Here is a 17,793-nt window from a genome sequence, read left to right as displayed (position 1 = left end):
GTCTGCCATCCCCGGCGGCGGGCCGGCATGCTGGGGAGGTGGACCTCAGGGCGCAGATCGAACGGGAGATCTTCGGGCAGTCCGGGCACGACATCCGCCTCGAGTGGAGCGCGGAGGGCGTGGCCGCGCTGGGCCGGGAGTGCGCCGTGCTCGTCGTGGTGGACGTGCTGTCGTTCTCCACCACGGTCGACCTCGCGGTGAGCCGCGGTGGGCGGGTCCGGCCGCTGCGCTGGGGTGACTCGGCGGCGCGCGCGGCGGCCGCGGCCGAGGGCGCCACCGTCCCCGACGAGCACGGCCACACGCTGCGCCCCTCCTGGGTGCTGCGCACCCCGCCCGGCGCCTACATCGCGGTGGCCTCCCCCAACGGCGCGACGCTGTGCCTTGCGGCCGCCGAGACCGGCGCGGAGGTGCTCGCGGGTTGCCTGCGCAACGCCCGCGCAGTGGCGGCGGAGGCGCGGGTGCGCGCCGCGGGCCAGCCGATCGGGGTGGTGCCGGCCGGGGAGCGCTGGCAGGTCGACGTGCTCGCGCCCGCCGGCACGGTCGGCCCGCTGCGGCCCTGCGTGGAGGACCACCTCGGGGCGGGCGCGATCGTGGACGCGCTGATCGGACTCGGCCTGCGCTGGCCGTCGCCGGAGGCGAGCCTGGCGGCCCGAGCGTTCCGCGCGGCGGGTCCGGACGTGGGCTCCGTGGTCGCCGGCTCCGCCTCGGGCAAGGAGCTCATCGACGCCGGGTACGGGGGTGACGTCGACCTGGCCATCGGGGTGAATCGCTCGACGGTGGCGCCCCGGCTCGTGAACGGCGTGTTCCAGCACCTGCCCCTACGCTGAGATCTCGCGAGCGAGGGGGCAGCCATGGACGAGGGCCGGTGGATCGAGCTCGCCGACGGCGTCTTCGCCCGCCGCTACGCCGAGCTCGACCTGACCGTGGGCCTGGTGCTCGGCGCGAACGCGTGCCTGGTGGTGGACACCCGGGGCGACGCCGTGCAGGGTGCGGAGCTGGCGGCGGCGGTGCGGGCGGTCACCCCGCTGCCGTGGTCGGTGGTGCTCACCCACGCGCACTTCGACCACTGCTTCGGCACCTCCGCGTTCACCCCGTGCCCGGTGTGGGCACACGAGGGGTGCCGCGCCGAGTTGCTCGCCCACGGCCAGGACGCCAGGGCCGAGTGGGCCGCCCGCTACGCCGACGAGGGCCGGCCCGACATCGCCAGGCGCATCGCCACCAGCGAGATCGTGCCGCCCGATCACCTCGTCAGCAGGGAACAAGAGCTGACCGTGGGTGGCCGCCGGGTGCGGCTGGCCCACTTCGGCCCGGCGCACACCGGGCACGACCTGGTCGTGCGGGTGCCCGACGCCGGCGTGCTGTTCGTCGGCGACCTCGTGGAGAACGGGCCGGAGGGCACGTTCACCGCCGAGTCGTTCGGCCCGGACGCCGCGGTCGGCGGCTGGCCGGCCGCGCTGGCCGGCATCCTCGCCGCCGAGCCGGCGGTGGTCGTGCCGGGGCACGGCGACCCGGTGACACCGGACTTCGTCGCGGCGCAGCGGGAGCCGCTGGTGGTGCTCGGCGGCCTGTGCGCCGCGGTCGCCGCCGGCGAGGTGGCCGTCGACCAGGCGGTGGCCCGCTCGCCCTACCCCGCCGACGTCACCCGCGCGGCGCTCAGTCGAACGTGAGCTCCTCGTCGCGGGTCCGCTTGAGCTCGAAGAACTTCGGGTAGCTGGCCAACATCCGCGCACCGTCGAAGATCTTGAGCGCGTCCTCCCCGCGGGGGATCTCGGTGAGCACCGGTCCGAAGAACGCGACGCCGTCGATGTGCAGGGTCGGCGTGCCGACGTCGGTGCCGACCGGGTCCATGCCCTCGTGGTGGCTCTTGCGCACCGCCTCGTCGTAGTCGGTGCCGTCGGCGGCCTCGGCCAGCTCGGCGGGCGCGCCGATCTCGGCGAGCGCGTCGCGCACCGCCGCCCGGTAGTCCTTGTTCCCCTGGTTGTGGATGCGCGTGCCCACCGCGGTGTAGAAGTCGCGTAGCGCCTCCTCACCCTGCCGCTCGGCCAGCGCCGCCGCGACCCGCACCGGGCCCCACGCCGCCTTGGTCAGGTCCTTGTACTTCTCGGGCAGGTCCTCGCGGTTCTCGTTCAGCACGGCGAGGCTCATGATCCGGAAGCGCAGGTCGAGGTTTCGCTGCTTCTCGACCTCGAGGATCCAGCGGGAGGTGATCCAGGCGAACGGGCACGCCGGGTCGAAGTAGAAGTCCACGCGGGTGCGGGTGGCCGGTGCCTCGCTGGTGGTCATGGTGGTTCTCCCTGGTCGTCGAAGGCGGGGCGGGCCGTGGCTCGGTCCCACTTGCGGGCAACAGCGAAGATCGGCGGCTTGTTCCCCAGTGCCGGACACCCCGGCTGCATGATTGGATGCACGAGCAGATGCAATCGAGAACCGCTACCAGCAGAGGTGCCAGTGCCCGCCCCGAACCTGACCCGAGAGCAAGCCGCCCAGCGCGCCGAACTCCTGGACGTGCAGTCCTACGACATCGAGCTCGACCTCACCGACGGCCACGGCGGACCCGGTGAGAAGACGTTCGAGTCGAGGACCACGATCCGATTCCGCTGCGCGCGACCCGGCGAGCGGTCGTGGGTGGACATCGTCGCGGCCGGGGTGCGCTCGGCCACGCTGAACGGCCGGCCCCTCGATGCCTCCGGCTACGTGGAGGACGAGGGCATCGCCCTGCCCGACCTCGCCGCGGACAACGAGCTCGTCGTCGTCGCGGACTGCCGGTACATGAACACCGGTGAGGGGTTGCACCGGTTCGTCGACCCCGTCGACGACAACGTGTACCTCTACACCCAGTTCGAGACCGCCGACGCCAAGCGGATGTTCACCTGCTTCGACCAGCCGGACCTCAAGGCGACCTACCGACTCACCGTGCTCGCGCCGGAGGAGTGGGCCGTGGTGTCCAACACGCCGGTCGAGTCGGCCGAGGCGTCCACGGGCGGCGCGGTGCGCACCCGGTTCGCCGAGTCCCCCCGGCTGTCCACCTACCTGGTGGCGCTGATCGCCGGCCCGTACGCGTCCTGGCGCGACGAGTACACCGACGAGCACGGCACCATCCCGCTCGGCATCTACTGCCGTGCCTCGCTGGCCGAGTTCATGGATGCCGAACGGCTGTTCACCGAGACCAAGCAGGGCTTCGGGTTCTTCCACCGCAGCTTCCGCACCCCGTATCCGTTCGCCAAGTACGACCAGCTGTTCGTGCCGGAGTTCAACGCCGGCGCGATGGAGAACGCCGGCGCGGTGACCTTCCTCGAGGACTACGTGTTCCGCAGCAGGGTCACCCGCTACGCCTACGAGCGGCGGGCCGAGACGGTGCTGCACGAGATGGCGCACATGTGGTTCGGCGACCTGGTGACCATGCGCTGGTGGGACGACCTGTGGCTGAACGAGTCGTTCGCCACCTTCGCCAGCGTGCTCGCCCAGGCCGAGGCCACCGAGTACGTGCACGCCTGGACCAGCTTCGCCAACATCGAGAAGTCGTGGGCCTACCGGCAGGACCAGCTGCCCTCGACGCACCCGATCGCCGCGGACATGGTGGACCTGCAGGCGGTGGAGGTGAACTTCGACGGCATCACCTACGCCAAGGGCGCCAGCGTGCTCAAGCAGCTCGTGGCCTACGTGGGGTTGGACAACTTCCTCGCCGGGCTGAAGGTGTACTTCGACCGGCACGCGTGGGGCAACGCGACGCTGGCGGACCTGCTCACCGCGCTGGAGGAGGCGTCGGGGCGGGACCTGTCCGGATGGAGCGCGCAGTGGCTGGAGACCACCGGGCTGAACACCCTGCGGCCGCGGTTCGAGGTCGGCGCGGACGGCCGGTTCACCTCCTTCGCGGTGCTGCAGAGCGGCGCGAAGCCGGGCGCCGGCGAGCTGCGCACCCACCGGGTGGCGGTCGGCGTGTACGACGACGACACGGGCCGGCTGGTCCGCACGCACCGGGTGGAGCTGGACGTCACCGGCGAGCGCACCGAGGTGCCGGACCTGGTCGGGGCGCCGGCGGGCAAGCTGGTGCTGGTCAACGACGACGACCTGACCTACTGCGCGATGCGGCTGGACGAGGGGTCGCTGGTCACCCTGGTCGACCGGATCGCCGACATCGCCGAGCCACTGCCGCGAACGATGTGCTGGTCGGCCGCCTGGGAGATGACCAGGGAGGCCGAGCTGAAGGCCCGCGACTTCGTCACCCTGGTGATGCGCGGTGTCCAGGGCGAGACGGAGGTGGGCGTCGTGCAGCGGCTGTTGCTGCAGGCGCAGACCGCGCTGAACTCCTATGCCGAGGAGGCGTGGGCCGCCCAGCACGGGTGGCCGGCGTTCACCCAGCGGCTGCTGGAGCTGGCCCGCGCGGCCGAGCCGGGCTCGGACCACCAGCTCGCCTACGTCAACGCGCTCACCGGCGCCGTGCTCGACGGCGCGACGCTGGACGTGCTGGCCGGGTGGCTGGACGGGTCCGCGCCGCTTCCCGGACTCACCGTCGACACCGACCTGCGCTGGCGGCTGCTCGACGCGCTGGTGGCGCACGGAAAGGCCGGCGAAGCCGAGATCGACGCGGAGAAGGCGAGGGATGACACCGCGGCGGGGCACCGGCACGCCGAGCACTCCCGGGCGTTGCGGCCCACTCCGGAGGCGAAGGCCGAGGCGTGGCGGCGCGCGGTGTACGACGACGAGCTGCCGAACGCGGTGAGCGACGCGATCATCTCCGGCTTCGCCCACCCGGCGCAGAAGGCGCTGCTCGGCGGTTACGTCGACGACTACTTCGAGGTGATCGACGAGGTGTGGCGGCGCCGGTCGAGCGAGCGGGCCCAGCCGACGGTGGTCGGCCTGTTCCCGTCGTGGGCGGTGACGAAGTCCACGGTGGAGGCCGCGGACGCGTGGCTGGCCGGCGACCGCCCGGCGGCACTGCGGCGGCTGGTGTCCGAGGGCAGGGCCGGCATCGTGCGGGCACTCGCGGCCCGGGAGTTCGACGAGAGCTGACCTCGACGGCGGGGGCCGCCGGCGAGGTGCCGGCGGCCCCCGCCCGCTCCCGCCGCGCGTCCGCGTCTGGCCGTGCGCGAGCCGCGGCATCGGCCGCACCCGGGTATCCCTGCACGGCTCGGGAAGGTCAACGCGCCAGCAGCGGCGACTGGACCCACTACGCGGCCGAAGTCAGCGACGCACCTGAGGAGCCGCCGTGAACCATCGACCCGAAGGGCGACCTGAACACCACGAAGGGAACGCCGACGCCGCAGTCCTGCGTGCCCGGCTGCGGCACGTCTACTGGATTGGTGGCGGCAGCGGAGCGGGCAAGTCGACCATCGCGCGTCGCCTGGCGGCTCGGCACGGTCTGCGGCTCTACGCGACCGACGACGTGATGTCGGATCACGCCGCCCGGAGCAAGCCCGAAGACAGCCAGTTTTTGGGCGAGTTCAAGGCCATGGACATGGACGAGCGGTGGGTGAACAGATCTCCAGCGACCATGCTCGAGACCTTCCACTGGTTTCGAGGCGAAAGCTTCAGCCTGATCGTGGAAGACCTTCTCCGCCTCCCGAGAGAACCTGGTGTGCTCGTCGAGGGCTTCCGACTGTTGCCACACCTCGTGAAGCCTCTCCTTGCCGTGCCCAGTCACGCCGTCTGGCTCCTCCCGACGCCCGACTTCCGCCGGGCGGCACTCCACAGCAGGGGCTCGACATGGGACATGGCGCGGAAGACCAGTGATCCGGAGAGGGCCCTGCACAACCTGCTCGAGCGCGATCGGATGTTCACTGGACGCCTCTGCGCGGAGACGAGGCGTCTCCAACTGCGCGTCATCGAGGTCGACACCACGATGACCGAGGATGATCTGTCCGAGCGAGTGACGGAAGCGCTCGGACTCTGAGCCAGGACAGGACACGCCGCCACCAGCCCTCTTGCCATTGGGCGGGCCACCCGACCAGCGGATGAGTACCGTGACGTCACCACCGAGGAGTGGACCGAGTTCGAGGCGAACCTCGACAAGCGCAAGGTCGAGCTCGGCGGCTGCGGCCGGCCCTATGGCCCGCCCTGCCGCCACGAACACGCCTGCTTCTCTGAACTACCGCTGGCTCGGTGCTTTTGGGGCGCGCGCTGGCAGCACGACACACGTTTCCGGACGCGCCGGGCGAAAAGGTCCGCCCGGGAGTATGCCGGACAGCATCGTGTCAGCCTTCTGACTCGATCGCGTGCTGCGCTGTTGATGTTGGCAGACTGATCACATGACAGGCCTGACCGCCGAACTCGTGGTCGATGGTCGTACACCGCAGACCCCGGCCCTTGCCCCGAACGGACAACTGCTCTGCTACGTCCTCGCTCCCGTCAGCCGGACCGGTGACCACCTCGACACCGAACTCTGGCTCGTCGACACCGACTGCGCCGCGGCGTCGCACCGGGCGACCACCGACACCGCAGCAGAGTCCCGACCACGCTGGTCCGCGGACTCGGCCATGCTGTTTTTCCTGTCCGACCGCGCTGACCGCGGTATCCCGCAGGTGCACCGGCTCCCCCTTGCCGACGGCGCGGCGGCCGCGGTGACCAACTGGCGCGCCGGCGTCGTCGACTACCTGCCGCTCGCTGACCCCAACCTGGTCGCTCTGCTCGCCCAGGACGAACCCACCGAGCAGGACGCGCGCCGCGCCCGGGACCGTGACGACGCTGTTGTCGTCGGTGAGCGCGAACCGCGTGCCCGGTTGCGTCTGCTCGACCTGCACACCGGACGGGTCACCACCCCGGATGTGTTCGGCGACCGGCACGTCGTGGAACTGCGGCAACGTCCCGACGGCGGCGCACTCGCCGTACTCACCCAGGCCAGCAGCGACAACGACTACGGCCTCCGCACCGGCCAACTGCACCTGTTCGACACCACGACCGGGACAGCGGTGGACCTCGGAGCTGTCGGGGCAGACGCACACTCTCTGGCCTGGTGGCCAGGCGAGGACGGCTGGCACCTTGGCTACATCGCTCTCACCCCACCGGCTCTGCAAGCCGGCACCGCCGTGTTCGACCTGGCCGTGGGCAGCCGTGTCCTGCGTAACCGGACTTCCGGTCTCCCGATGTGTCCCACCGAACTGCACCAGACCGATGCCGCCCCACTGATTGTGTTCGCCGACGGCCTGAACACAACCCTGGCCCGACTCGACCCCACCGGCCCCACGACCTTGTCGCAGCACCCCGGACGCCTCGACGACCTCACCACCACCCCAACCGGGGAGAAGATCGCGGCACTGACCGGCACCCGCTACCAGCCCGCGAACGTTCACGTCGGGCCACCGAGCGGGCCGCTGCGAAAGATCACTGACACCCGCCCGGAACTGGACGGCATCGCTCTTGGGACTCAGCAACCGCTGGCCTACCGTGCCGCCGACGGTCTCGACCTGGACGGCCTGCTCGTACTGCCGGTCGGAAAGTCCGCGTCGGACAGCCCGTTTCCTCTGGTCACGATCGTGCACGGAGGCCCGTACGATCGCTACGCCGATCGTTGCCAGCTGTTCTGGTTCCCCAGCGCGCAGTGGCTGGCCACCGCCGGCTACGCGGTGTTCCTGCCCAACCCGCGCGGGGGCCAAGGCCACGGCCACCAGTTCGCCTCCCGTGTGGCTGGCCGGGTCGGCCAGGAGGAGTGGACCGACATCCTGACCGGCATCGACCTGCTCATCACCGAGGGCGTCGCCGATCCGGATCGGCTGGGCATCGCCGGCGGGAGCCACGGCGGGTTCATGTCCGCCTGGGCCGTTGGCCAGACCGATCAGTTCCGCGCCGCGCTGGTCGTCGCCGGCGTCATCGACTGGGGCATGCTCGCCGCGACCGGCGAGAACGGCCAGTTCGAAGCTGCGCTCGGTGGCAGCACCGGGTGGTCCGGTGTCGGTCCGCATCCGCACGACGCGGTCAGTCCGATCTCCTTCGCCAGCCGCGTTCGCACTCCGGTGCTCATCCTGCACGGTGCCGAGGACACTAACGTGCCCCTCGGTCAATCCGTGTATTTCCACCGGGCGCTGCGCCATTTCGGCGTCGAGCACGAGTTCGTGATCTATCCGAGAGAGGGGCACTCGATCCGGGAACGCAATCACCAACTCGACGTCCTACGCCGGACCCGTGCCTGGCTCGACCGCTGGCTCCGGCCCTGACCAACGACACGTGGCCCTAATGTCGTCGCGTCCCATGACAATGACGATTGGGACGGCAAGATCGCTCGCAGGCAGCTCGCGACGCGAAGCGTGTTCGCTCGTCTCATCCATGCGCCGGGCGTAGGTCGTGCGGGAAGCCGCTCAAAGTTCACAGTGGCGGGTGCAGACCAATGACAGCACTCCAATCTCGGGCAGGTCGGGCACAACCCCCCAACTGTCGTCAGGCAATGCTTCGGTCGTCCTTGATCGCGATCGCGATCACCGCGCCGCCCAACGCACCCAGGGCGGTCAGCAGTGTCCAGGCGTCGACCGCTGTCCCGAGTTCCTTCCGCCGGCGCCGAATCGCGGCGAGCTCAACGGCCTCGACTGCTACCCCCAGCTCGAACCATCGCTTCACCGGAGCGCGCGACCACAACGCGCTGATCGTGCCGACCCCGATGACGAGATCCCGCACGGCCATCGCGCGAAGCGCGACGTCACCCCCACCGGTATCAATCCCGTCACCCAGCCAGGACCTCCCGACGGTCGATGGCGCAGCCAGGAACCCAGCCGCGATCGTCGAACGAGTAACCGCGTGGCTCCAGGCCAACGCTCGCACCGCCCGCTGCAGACGCACGTCGGCAATCTTGCCCGTCGACCGGTGCCGCCGTCGAGCAAGCGCCTGGCGTCAAGTCCCGGCTCGCGTGGTGCAGAAGACACCGCTTAAGTCGGCGCGCCCACGCGACCCGCGGCACCCCGCCCGGCTCCGCCCGCCCACGCGCGGTCCATGGCCCGCACACGGGTCTACGCATCCCCTGGGCGGGCCGGGGCGTCGGCAGGGCCGGAGGTGCCAATCGGCGCGCGTCCCCGACGTGGACCGCTCGGTCGTACGGCGCGACGGCACCGGCGCCGCATCGACGACCCGCTTCCCGTGTCAGGCCCCGCCGTCCCCAGGTCACACCGCAGATGCGCGTCGACCCCGCGTCCTCCGAGGCGGCCGGCGGCCTCGGACGGTTGTCCACATCGCCGAAAGGCGTCCACAGATTTCCGCAACCCCCGCCCACGGCCCCCACCAGCGGTAGGCTGGAAGCGGGGCCGGCCCCCAAGGGACAGGGTGGGGGTGGGGGCAAGTGGTTCCGCGCGATTCGCGTTCGGGTCAGTCGCGGGGTGCGGGGCCGGCCTGGTCGGTCATCATGCGCAGGCCGCTGATCAGCCCGCCGATCAGGTCGCCCTCCTTGAAGGAGGCCACCATGCTCATCACCGCGAGCTTGGCGCCACGATCGGGCAGTCGGCGGTGTGCCTCGGCGCCGGTGACCACCTCGACCACCCGCTCGCCCGGGGACACCGCGATGAGCACCGACCAGGGAGCCCGCTCCCCAATCGAGTCGTGCAGCCGCTCGGCGCCCACCCTGCTGTCCTCGCCCAGCTCTCCCAGGTAGATGGTGAAGTCCAGCCCGGTCTCCCGGCTGGCCAGGGTCAGCGCCTCGTCCAACCGGGCGAGCTGCGTCGGGTTGAAGAGACCGGATGGAGTAGGCGGCTCGTACATCCTGGCGGCCGACACGCGGCCGCTCGCCGTAACCGCGGCGCCCGGTCCGAGCTCGGCCGGATCCACCCGCACGTCGCCGTGCGTCAGCTCACCATGTCCCACGCGCGCCTCCCTTGACCGTGCCGTCGGTGGTCGCCCCGGACGCCTCGTCCCCGACCCGCTGATGGCTCACGCCGTCCGGGTTGGCACTCCACCACTGCGGCGGGTACTCCCACGGCTGGCCCGGACGGTATCGGGGGGCACCGGCGAACTTCGACCTCAGCGTGGCCAGGCTGATCACGCCGTAGAGGGCAAGCGGTATCAGCACGAAGACCAGGATCGTCTCGACCATGTTCACGCGCGCAGCGTAACCGATCGGTTCGGCCGACGTCCGCTTGCCGGTACCGGCGCCGCCCCAGCCGGACCAGGACACCGGTGGCAGCGGTCACGGACCGTTCGCCCTCCGGAGTCACCCGTCCGCCGACTGCCACGCCACGCATCCCACGTTGGGCCGAAGAGGGTCGCGCGAAAGGTTGCAACTCACCGTACGGGCGGCGGCACCCGACGCTGTTGTCTTGTTCGCCGAGTGAAATGCTCGTAGTTTTTTCACCTGTACGGGCCTTGCGCCTCGCTCCCCATCCCAATAAGTCACGTACCGGTTCCGGAAGGACATGTCATGCACTTCGCCAAGACCCCCGCCCAGGCGAGCACCGACACCCTGCCGTCACTGATCGATTCCCACCCGGAGCTGGGCACCCGCGTCACGCTCGGCACCCGGGTCACCCGTGGCACGCGCGTCACCAGAGGCACCCGCGTGACCTGCGGTACCCGCGTGACCTGCGGTACCCGCGTCACCCGCGGCACCCGCGTCACGGCCGGCACCCGGGTCACCAGGGGCACCCGCGTGACCCGCGGCACCCGTGTCACGGCGGGCACCCGGGTGACCGCCGGCACGCGAGTCACTCGCGGCACGCGCGTCACCAGGGGCACCCGCGTGACCTGCGGCACCCGCGTCACCCGCGGTACCAGGGTCACCGCCGGCACGCGCGTCACCCTCGCCGCCTGAGTCGACCCGGTCGACCCGTACCGGCCGGGGCCGGCACAGCCCCAGCGGACCCCGCCGGCAATCCGGGGTCGGACGTACCCGTCGGCCCGCCCAGCCGCTCCGGCGGCTGGGCCGCCGCGGTCCGGCACACCGGTCAGGCCGCCGGGATCCCCAGGTACTGCCGCCACTGCGGGTCGGCATCCGTGGAGTGCGCGAGCAGTCGCCAGTGCGGCCCGTGCGGCACCCTCGGCACCGTCCGCAGCCGCCAGCCGAGCTCGCTCAGCAGCCGGTCGGCCTTACGATGGTTGCACTTCGCGCAGCAGGCCACGCAGTTCTCCCAGGTGTGCTGCCCCCCGCGGCTGCGCGGCACCACATGGTCTATCGTTTCCGCCCGGCCTCCGCAGTAGGCGCAGCGGAACCGGTCCCGGTGCATGAGCCCGGCCCGTGTCAGCGGCGCCTGCGCGCGGTACGGCACGCGCACGTAGTTGCTCAACCGGATCACCGACGGCACCGGCACCGACACGGTCGCGGCGTGCAGGGTCAGCCCGGCCGGGTCACCGTGCACCACCTCGGCCTTACCACACACGACCAGGACCACCGCGCGCCGCAGCGGCAGCGCGGTCAGCGGCTCGAAGGTGGCGTTGAGCAGCAGCACCCGCCGCTTGCCGCCGGTCAGCGGTGGACCGACCGCCGGGTACTCCGATCGGCGTTGCCCCGGTCCGCGGCCGTTCCTGCCGCCGCGGGTGGGTGGCCCGGTCGGCTGCGGTCCGCTCGTGGCGCCTCCCGCCACCGTCGAGTACGGCATGCCCCCCGGCGCGGGCCCGACCTCCTGCGGAGCGAGCACGCCGTGAGGGCTCGGTTGTCGGTCTGGCACTCGACCACCTCCACCGGTGCAGGCATAGTCGACCACAGATCACCCCCGGAGCGCACGCTCGTTGGCTCCAGGATCACAGCGGGTACGGTGCTATCGCGAGGTATCCGGAGCCCGTCCGTGACCACGTCCAGGACAAGGAAGTGCCCTCTTACGTGAACCAGCTGCTCAGCGAACCACCGGACTGCGTGAACGACGCCGGCACGTGGTGCGCCCAGGTGTTCCGGCTCACCCACAACGAGTGGCTGGCGGCCTCCGCCGACTGGCTGGTGGCCAAGCCGCTGCGGATCCTGCTGATCCTGCTGATCGCCCTCGTGGTGCGGTTCCTGGTTCGCAAGCTGATCGACCGGCTCACCACGGTGCCCGCCGACGGCGGTGGCAAGCTGCCCGCCCTGCTGCGGCCGCTGCGCGAGCGGGCGCCCGACATGCTCGGCCCGCTCACCGCGGAGCGGCGCCGGCAGCGGGCCAAGACGATCGGCTCGGTGCTGAAGTCGCTGACCACGTTCGTCGTCTACGGGCTCGCGGTGCTGCAGATCCTCGCCGAGCTGGGCATCGACCTCGGCCCGATCATCGCCTCGGCCGGCATCGTCGGGATCGCGCTCGGGTTCGGCGCGCAGAACCTCGTGCGCGACTTCCTCTCCGGCATGTTCATGATGCTGGAGGACCAGTACGGCGTCGGCGACGTCGTGGACGTCGGGGAGGCGGTGGGCACGGTCGAGGCCGTGGGCCTGCGGATCACCACCCTGCGGGACATCAACGGCACCGTCTGGTACGTCCGCAACGGCGAGATCCTCCGCGTGGGCAACTCCAGCCAGGGCTACGCGGTGGCCCTGGTGGACATCCCGTTCAGCTACAACACCGACGTCGACCGGGCCACTCGACTGCTGAACGAGGTGGCCACCGACGCCGCGGCCAGCGACGCGATCGCCCCGGACATCCTGGAGCCGCCGGAGGTGCTGGGGGTGGAGAGCGTGACACCGGAGGGCATCCAGCTGCGGCTCACCGTGAAGGTCCGGCCCAGCCGGCAGTGGGCGGTGCAGCGGGCGCTGCGCGCGAAGGTCATGTCCGCGCTGGAGGACGCCGGCTTCGAGCCGCCGCTGGGGCGCTTCTTCGTGAACCAGCCGAACTCGAACAACTCCGGCTGACGGCCCGCCACCCGACTCGAGCACGACAGGCAAGATGGAGGCATGGCAGACGTGACCGGCCAGCAGCCACCGACCGACCCGGAGAGCTTCTTCGCGGCCGTGGGCGGGGAGCCGACGTTCCGCGAGATCGTCGCCCGCTTCTACGCCGAAGTCGCCGAGGACGAGGTGCTGCGCCCGCTGTACCCGGACGCCGACCTCGGTCCGGCGGAGGAGCGGTTGCGCCTGTTCCTGATGCAATACTGGGGCGGCCCGCACACCTATTCGGAGCAGCGCGGCCATCCGCGGCTGCGGATGCGGCACGCCCCATTCCGAATCGGTCCCGCCGAGCGGGACGCCTGGTTGCGGGCGATGCGCGTCGCGGTGGACGAGGCCGACCTGCCCGAGCCCTATCGCACCCAGCTGTGGAACTACCTGGAGATGGCCGCGCACTCGCTGATGAACAGCTGGGGGTGAGCCGGTGCGCAGAGCGGTGGCCCGGTCCGACTCGGACCGGGCCTGGTGGACCGACGCCGTGTGCTACGTGGTCCACGTCCCCTCGTTCGCGGACGCCGACGGCGACGGGGTCGGCGACCTCGCCGGCGTGCGGAGCCGGCTCGGCTACCTCGAGCTGCTCGGCGTGGACGCGCTGACCCTGGCCCTTCCCGAGCCGGCGGGGCGACATCCGACCGACGACGTCGACGGGTTGGTGTCCGACGCGCACCGGTGCGGGCTGAAGGTGACTGTCGACGTCCCGCTCGGCGACGACCCGGCGGAGCTGGAGCACATCCTGCGGTCCTGGCTGGCCCACGGCGTGGACGGGTTCCGGGTCGGTGGCGACCCGGCCGGCGGTGGTGACCCAACCGAGGCACACCGGACGGTGCGCAAGGTGCTCGACGAGCATCCCGCCGTCATGGCCGCCGGGCGGTGGTCGGCCGCCGGCCCGCTGGACCTGGTCGTCGACCGTGGCCTGGTACTGCCCCGGTTCGACGCCGACGCCCTGCAGGCCGCCGTCGAGCGCGCGCTGACCGCCGCGGAGCGGGCCGGCGTGCCACCGGCCTGGACAGCGGTGGACCACCGCGGACCGCGCCAGGCTGACCGGTTCGGGGCGGGCGAGGACGGACCGCGGCGGGCGCGGGCGATGGCGCTGTTCGCGCTGGCCCTGCCCGGCGCGGTGTTCCTCGATCAGGGTGAGGAGCTGGGCCTCGCCGGCGCCGAAGCCGGCGTGCCGTTGCCCTGGGAGGGCGCGGAGCCCCCGTTCGCGTTCTCGACGGCGCCGAGGACCTGGCCGGTGCCCGGCGACTGGGCCGACCGGACGGTGGCCGCGCAGCTGGAGGACACGGACTCGACGCTGTCGCTGTACCGGCGGGCGCTCGAGCTGCGGCAGGAACATCCTGCGGTGGCCGGGTCGACGGTCGAGTGGTACGGCGCCCCGCCCGGCTGCTGCGCACTGCGCCGGCAGCCCGGCGGGTTGGTGTGCGCGGTGAACAGCGCGGCGGCGCCGGTGCCGCTGCCGCCCGGCGAGGTGCTGCTGTCGAGCGTGCCCCTCGCGGGCGAGCAGCTGGCGCCGGACGCCGCCGCCTGGCTGGTCTAGACCCGGCTCACCTCCGGTCGCGATACTGCGGCTGGGTCTGCGCGTTGAACTCGTCGAACCGCACGGCCTTCGCGCTCATGGTGCGCCGGTCGCGCAGGTCCAGCACGTCCAGGCCCTTCTGGATGTCCGAGGAGTAGATGTAGCCGTTGTAGTAGTAGGCCGACCACGATCCGCCGGTGAGCGACTCGGTGGCCGAGAGCGGGCCACGCTCCCAGTAGGCGATCTCCTTCGGATTGGCCGAGTCGGTGAAGTCCCACACCGACACGCCGCCCTGGTACCACGCCTGCACCATGATGTCGTGGCCGCGGACCGGAACCAGCGATCCGTTGTGCGCCACGCAGTTCTCCGTGTCGGCCTGGTGCCGCGGGATCTTGAAGTAACTGCGGAAGACCAGCTTGCGGTCGTCGCCGCTGCCGACGATGTCGTAGATGCCGTCGGCGCCGCGGTGGGGACCGAAGCGGGCGTTGCAGGTGGGCAGGCCACCGCCGCCGAGTTCGTCGGTGAAGATCACCTTGGTGCCGGTGTTGTTGAACGTGGCACTGTGCCAGAACGCGAAGTTGACGTTGTCCTGCACGCGCTCGATGACCCGCGGGGCGAGCCGGTCGGAGACGTCGATCAGCACGCCGTCACCCATGCACGCGCCGGCGACCAGGTCCTGGCTGGGGAAGGCGGTGAGGTCGTGGCAACCGGTGGTCGCCGCGCGGCGGGTGCCGTCCGGGTTGGTGCCGCCGAGGTTGCCGCCGTCGGGGAACAGCACCGGGGTGGCGACCACCTCGGCCTGCGCGGGGCGGCGCAGCGGGACCTTGATGATCGAGATCTTGTCGTGCGGGGGCTGGCAGTTCGGCAGGTCCGGCGCCGGCGAGTAGGACGAGACGTAGATGAACACGTCCTTGCGGTCGGTGCCGGGGACGAGCGTGTTGGTGTGCGAGCCGCAGTCGGTGCGGACCGAGGCGACGTAGCGCGGCCGGGCGAGGTTGCTGATGTCGAAGATCTTGATGCCCTCCCAGGCGGAGGGGTTCGACGCCGGCATTGGCTCGCTGGTGCAGGAGTCGTTGCTGCGCGGGTAGTCGGTGGACAGGAACAGCAGGTCGCCGTGCACCGTGACGTCGTTCTGACCGCCGGGGCAGAGGACCTGGCTGACGATCCGCGGGCGGAACGGGATGCGCACGTCGTAGATCACGAAGCCGTCGTAGTTGCCGACGATGGCGTGGCCGTCGGTGAAGGCCATGTCGGTGCCGTAGGCCTCGGTGGTGTTGAACGGGGCCTGCTTGGGGATGTTGGCGATCTGCCGCAGGTTGGGGCTGTGGGCGATCTGGTCGACACCGGGGATGCCGGTGGTGTCCTGGGCGGTGGCCGCGGGGGCGGTGAGCACCCCGCCGGTCAGCAGGCTCGCCGCGCCGAAAGCGGCGAGCAGGGTTCGGCGCAGGCGCCGGGGCTTGGCGGGATCCGTCCGCGTCGGGCTCGTCTGCACGTGAAGTCGCTCCTCTCACCGGCGCTCGTGGCGCGTTCGGCCGGCTTGGCGCGATTATTACCCGAGGTCGTTCGCTTGGCTAGCTACATTTGGAGGATGCGGTTGACGTGGGCGCGGTCGGCGGGGTTCGCTGGCGCCATGCGGGTTGGGGTGTGCGCCGCCGTGGCGGCCGTGGCGTTGGTGGGCGCCGGGTGTACGGCGGGGCCGGAACCCGCGCCGGGCGGGGAGTCAGCGGGGGTGCTCGTGCCGGGTCGGCCGGGTGAGGAGGCGAAGGAGGTGCCGGCCGCGCGGGCCGACGAGCACCGGCAGGAGGTGCCACACAACGAGGCGGACGTGCGGTTCCTGACCATGATGATCCCGCACCACCGGCAGGCGATCACCATGACCGACATGGTGGAGGGGCGGGTCAACGACCCCCGGGTGCGGGCGATCGCCGAGCGGATCGCGGTGGCGCAGGACGGTGAGATCGCGTTGATGGAGGGGTGGCTGGCCGAGCACGGCGAGCCGGTGCCGGCCGAGGAGCACGGGTCGCACGGACACCACGAGCACGGTGCGTCCGAGTTGATGCCCGGCATGGCGACGCCCGAGCAGCTGTCCGCGCTGCGCGCGGCGAGCGGCCCGGAGTTCGACCGGATGTTCCTGGACCTGATGATCACCCACCACGAGGGCGCGCTGACCATGGCCGAGGAGGTGCTCGCGCACGGGGTGAACGTGCGGGTGCAGCAGCTCGCCCAGGACGTGGTCACCGGGCAGAGCGCCGAGATCGACCGGATGCGCGCCGTCCGCGGCTAGTGTCGCCGCGGCACTCATCCCGAGTGGACGGCCTGCCCAGGGCTCCGCGGCGAACATTCGCGACGCCGAGCACACCCCGGCCACCGCGTTGACCACGGCGAGGGGCCGCGACGGCGGCTTCCGGGCTTCGCGGCCACACGCGGGCTTCCGGCTTTACGACCACATGCGCCACGAAGCCAGCGCTACACTTGATCGACAACCCCCCAGGAGGTAGCCCCCACCCGCACCGGGGGGCGGCCCCGGTTCCAGTCTACCGGGAGTCGGGTGGCTCGGCGGGTTCACCGGGAATCTGTGGACAACTTGGACCGATTCGGCGCGCCGAGTGGAGCTCTCGGGGCGTTTTCGCTCGAACGGGTGGACAGCGTCGGCGGGTGCCGGCCGGATCGCGAGCGCGTCGCGGTGTGTGGTGCGGTCGGTGCTTCCTGCTCGATCTCGGGATGGGTGGGTCTCGGTGGCGGTTCCGCTCGCGCGCCCACCCTCGCGACTCCACGCACAGTGATCGCGTTGCCCGATCGTGGAGGCCGCAAGCTGGTCCACATCGGTCACCGCCAGCCCTGCCACCCCATCGACGACGTGGCCTGGTACTCCACCGGGCGCTCCGGCTGTTCGACATCGCGCGGATCACGATGCCGGGCGGTCCGACGAAACGCGCCCATCCCCGGGACGTCCCTGATTCTCCGAGGCGGTGACTTCTGACACGGAGCCACCCCTCCAGCGGCCGCCACTGTTGACGTCAAGTCAGGTGGAGGTGCCAGGATGATCGGCATGAACACCACGCAGAATGACGACATCAGGGCGATCGAGCAGGTCGTCGCCACCGTTGAGCATGCCCAGGCCAACGAGCTCGTCGACGAGTTCGTCGCCCAGTTCCGTGCGGACGCCATCTGGACCACCGGCCATGGCAAGCGTCTGACTGGGCGCGACGAGATCGCCGCCTTCACCAGCAAGGTCCTGCCCGGCGCCATGAAAGACCTCAGGCCGAGCTACGAAGTCGTGCACGTCCTGTTCATCCGCCCCGACGTCGCCGCCGTGAAGGTCCGTCAGCGGTACTTCACCCGCGACGGGCAACCGATCGAGGGCCAGCACGAGGGCAGCCCGCTGTACGTGATGTCCAAGGAGGACGGCCGGTGGCTGCTGACCGCCTGCCAGAACACCGAGGTGCTCGACTCCTGAGCCACGCCGGAGCCTCGATGCGGGCGCGGTGCGGGATCAGCCCCGTCTGGAACACCACCAAGGACAGGGCGCGTCGGA

17 protein-coding genes are annotated in these 17,793 nt (G+C 71.3%); 11 read left to right on the top strand and 6 right to left on the bottom strand.

Features of this window, described 5'->3' with window-relative positions; genetic code table 11:
- The first annotated feature begins 38 nt into the window (after nucleotides 1-38).
- Together BM051_RS13280 and BM051_RS13275 are read left to right on the top strand one after the other, a co-directional pair.
- A complete protein-coding gene (locus BM051_RS13280; RefSeq protein ID WP_243859610.1) occupies nucleotides 39-827 on the top strand; it encodes a 2-phosphosulfolactate phosphatase in 789 nt (262 codons plus the stop codon).
- A gap of 24 nt (nucleotides 828-851) precedes the next feature.
- On the top strand, nucleotides 852-1,667 hold the full coding sequence (locus BM051_RS13275) for an MBL fold metallo-hydrolase (protein ID WP_092530449.1): 816 nt from the start codon (nucleotides 852-854) through the stop codon (nucleotides 1,665-1,667).
- Here the strand turns inward: BM051_RS13275 and BM051_RS13270 are convergent.
- Nucleotides 1,654-2,283: a mycothiol-dependent nitroreductase Rv2466c family protein gene (locus BM051_RS13270; protein ID WP_092530448.1), complete on the bottom strand. Its 630-nt coding sequence runs from the start codon at nucleotides 2,281-2,283 to the stop codon at nucleotides 1,654-1,656. The genes BM051_RS13275 and BM051_RS13270 overlap by 14 nt on opposite strands.
- Before the next feature lie 162 nt (nucleotides 2,284-2,445).
- Between BM051_RS13270 and pepN the strand changes: the two genes are divergently transcribed.
- The 3 genes from pepN (at nucleotide 2,446) to BM051_RS13250 (ending at nucleotide 8,144) form a co-directional block, all read left to right on the top strand.
- Nucleotides 2,446-5,007, top strand: a complete 2,562-nt coding sequence (pepN, locus tag BM051_RS13265; RefSeq protein ID WP_092530447.1) for an aminopeptidase N — start codon at nucleotides 2,446-2,448, stop codon at nucleotides 5,005-5,007.
- A gap of 196 nt (nucleotides 5,008-5,203) precedes the next feature.
- Entirely contained in the window at nucleotides 5,204-5,887 is a 684-nt protein-coding gene (locus tag BM051_RS13260; RefSeq protein ID WP_243859609.1) for a hypothetical protein, read from the top strand.
- Between the two features lie 355 nt (nucleotides 5,888-6,242).
- On the top strand, nucleotides 6,243-8,144 hold the full coding sequence (locus BM051_RS13250; protein ID WP_092530446.1) for a S9 family peptidase: 1,902 nt from the start codon (nucleotides 6,243-6,245) through the stop codon (nucleotides 8,142-8,144).
- Between the two features lie 220 nt (nucleotides 8,145-8,364).
- Here the strand turns inward: BM051_RS13250 and BM051_RS13245 are convergent, their stop codons facing one another.
- The 3 genes from BM051_RS13245 to ctaJ form a co-directional block, all read right to left on the bottom strand.
- Nucleotides 8,365-8,760 (bottom strand): hypothetical protein, encoded by a 396-nt coding sequence (locus BM051_RS13245; protein WP_092530445.1) that lies wholly within the window; start codon nucleotides 8,758-8,760, stop codon nucleotides 8,365-8,367.
- A 519-nt stretch (nucleotides 8,761-9,279) separates the two neighbouring features.
- Entirely contained in the window at nucleotides 9,280-9,771 is a 492-nt protein-coding gene (locus tag BM051_RS13240) for a DUF5130 family protein (RefSeq protein WP_092530444.1), read from the bottom strand.
- Nucleotides 9,758-10,006: an aa3-type cytochrome oxidase subunit CtaJ gene (gene ctaJ, locus BM051_RS13235; protein ID WP_092530861.1), complete on the bottom strand. Its 249-nt coding sequence runs from the start codon at nucleotides 10,004-10,006 to the stop codon at nucleotides 9,758-9,760. Before ctaJ ends, BM051_RS13240 begins: the two co-directional genes overlap by 14 nt.
- A 318-nt stretch (nucleotides 10,007-10,324) precedes the next feature.
- Between ctaJ and BM051_RS13230 the strand changes: the two genes are divergently transcribed.
- Complete coding sequence (locus BM051_RS13230) at nucleotides 10,325-10,714, top strand: hypothetical protein (protein WP_092530443.1); 390 nt, start codon at nucleotides 10,325-10,327, stop codon at nucleotides 10,712-10,714.
- Nucleotides 10,715-10,847: 133 nt separating this feature from the next.
- Here BM051_RS13230 and BM051_RS13225 read toward each other — a convergent pair whose 3' ends face one another.
- Entirely contained in the window at nucleotides 10,848-11,567 is a 720-nt protein-coding gene (locus BM051_RS13225) for an HNH endonuclease (RefSeq protein WP_424923288.1), read from the bottom strand.
- Between the two features lie 152 nt (nucleotides 11,568-11,719).
- Between BM051_RS13225 and BM051_RS13220 the strand changes: the two genes are divergently transcribed.
- Genes BM051_RS13220 through BM051_RS13210 form a run of 3 tightly spaced genes read left to right on the top strand, consistent with a single transcriptional unit; the run spans nucleotide 11,720 to nucleotide 14,279 of the window.
- Nucleotides 11,720-12,709, top strand: coding sequence for a mechanosensitive ion channel family protein (locus BM051_RS13220; RefSeq protein WP_092530441.1), 990 nt, complete (start codon nucleotides 11,720-11,722; stop codon nucleotides 12,707-12,709).
- A 42-nt stretch (nucleotides 12,710-12,751) separates the two neighbouring features.
- Nucleotides 12,752-13,162, top strand: coding sequence for a globin (locus BM051_RS13215; RefSeq protein ID WP_092530440.1), 411 nt, complete (start codon nucleotides 12,752-12,754; stop codon nucleotides 13,160-13,162).
- Nucleotides 13,163-13,166: 4 nt separating this feature from the next.
- The gene (locus BM051_RS13210) at nucleotides 13,167-14,279 is read left to right on the top strand and encodes an alpha-amylase family glycosyl hydrolase (protein WP_092530439.1); all 1,113 of its coding nucleotides are present in this window, start codon (nucleotides 13,167-13,169) and stop codon (nucleotides 14,277-14,279) included.
- Between the two features lie 7 nt (nucleotides 14,280-14,286).
- Here BM051_RS13210 and BM051_RS13205 read toward each other — a convergent pair whose 3' ends face one another.
- Nucleotides 14,287-15,693, bottom strand: coding sequence for an LVIVD repeat-containing protein (locus BM051_RS13205; protein ID WP_243859641.1), 1,407 nt, complete (start codon nucleotides 15,691-15,693; stop codon nucleotides 14,287-14,289).
- Between the two features lie 153 nt (nucleotides 15,694-15,846).
- Between BM051_RS13205 and BM051_RS13200 the strand changes: the two genes are divergently transcribed.
- Together BM051_RS13200 and BM051_RS13195 are read left to right on the top strand one after the other, a co-directional pair.
- Nucleotides 15,847-16,542, top strand: coding sequence for a DUF305 domain-containing protein (locus BM051_RS13200; RefSeq protein ID WP_341770818.1), 696 nt, complete (start codon nucleotides 15,847-15,849; stop codon nucleotides 16,540-16,542).
- A 756-nt stretch (nucleotides 16,543-17,298) separates the two neighbouring features.
- A complete protein-coding gene (locus BM051_RS13195; protein ID WP_243859607.1) occupies nucleotides 17,299-17,715 on the top strand; it encodes an SgcJ/EcaC family oxidoreductase in 417 nt (138 codons plus the stop codon).
- Nucleotides 17,716-17,793 lie beyond the last annotated feature (78 nt).

This window comes from Amycolatopsis arida, from assembly GCF_900115565.1.
In the GTDB taxonomy this organism is placed as follows: Bacteria; Actinomycetota; Actinomycetes; order Mycobacteriales; family Pseudonocardiaceae; genus Yuhushiella; species Yuhushiella arida.
This window is presented reverse-complemented; position numbering and strand designations above follow the sequence as displayed.

Bases quoted from the DNA above. Each gene is read 5' to 3' on its own strand.
- BM051_RS13200 (WP_341770818.1), top strand. From the start codon at position 15,847: ATGCGGTTGACGTGGGCGCGGTCGGCGGGGTTCGCTGGCGCCATGCGG.
- BM051_RS13195 (WP_243859607.1), top strand. From the start codon at position 17,299: ATGATCGGCATGAACACCACGCAGAATGACGACATCAGGGCGATCGAG.
- BM051_RS13270 (WP_092530448.1), bottom strand. From the start codon at position 2,283: ATGACCACCAGCGAGGCACCGGCCACCCGCACCCGCGTGGACTTCTAC.
- BM051_RS13230 (WP_092530443.1), top strand. From the start codon at position 10,325: ATGCACTTCGCCAAGACCCCCGCCCAGGCGAGCACCGACACCCTGCCG.
- BM051_RS13215 (WP_092530440.1), top strand. From the start codon at position 12,752: ATGGCAGACGTGACCGGCCAGCAGCCACCGACCGACCCGGAGAGCTTC.
- BM051_RS13250 (WP_092530446.1), top strand. From the start codon at position 6,243: ATGACAGGCCTGACCGCCGAACTCGTGGTCGATGGTCGTACACCGCAG.
- BM051_RS13275 (WP_092530449.1), top strand. From the start codon at position 852: ATGGACGAGGGCCGGTGGATCGAGCTCGCCGACGGCGTCTTCGCCCGC.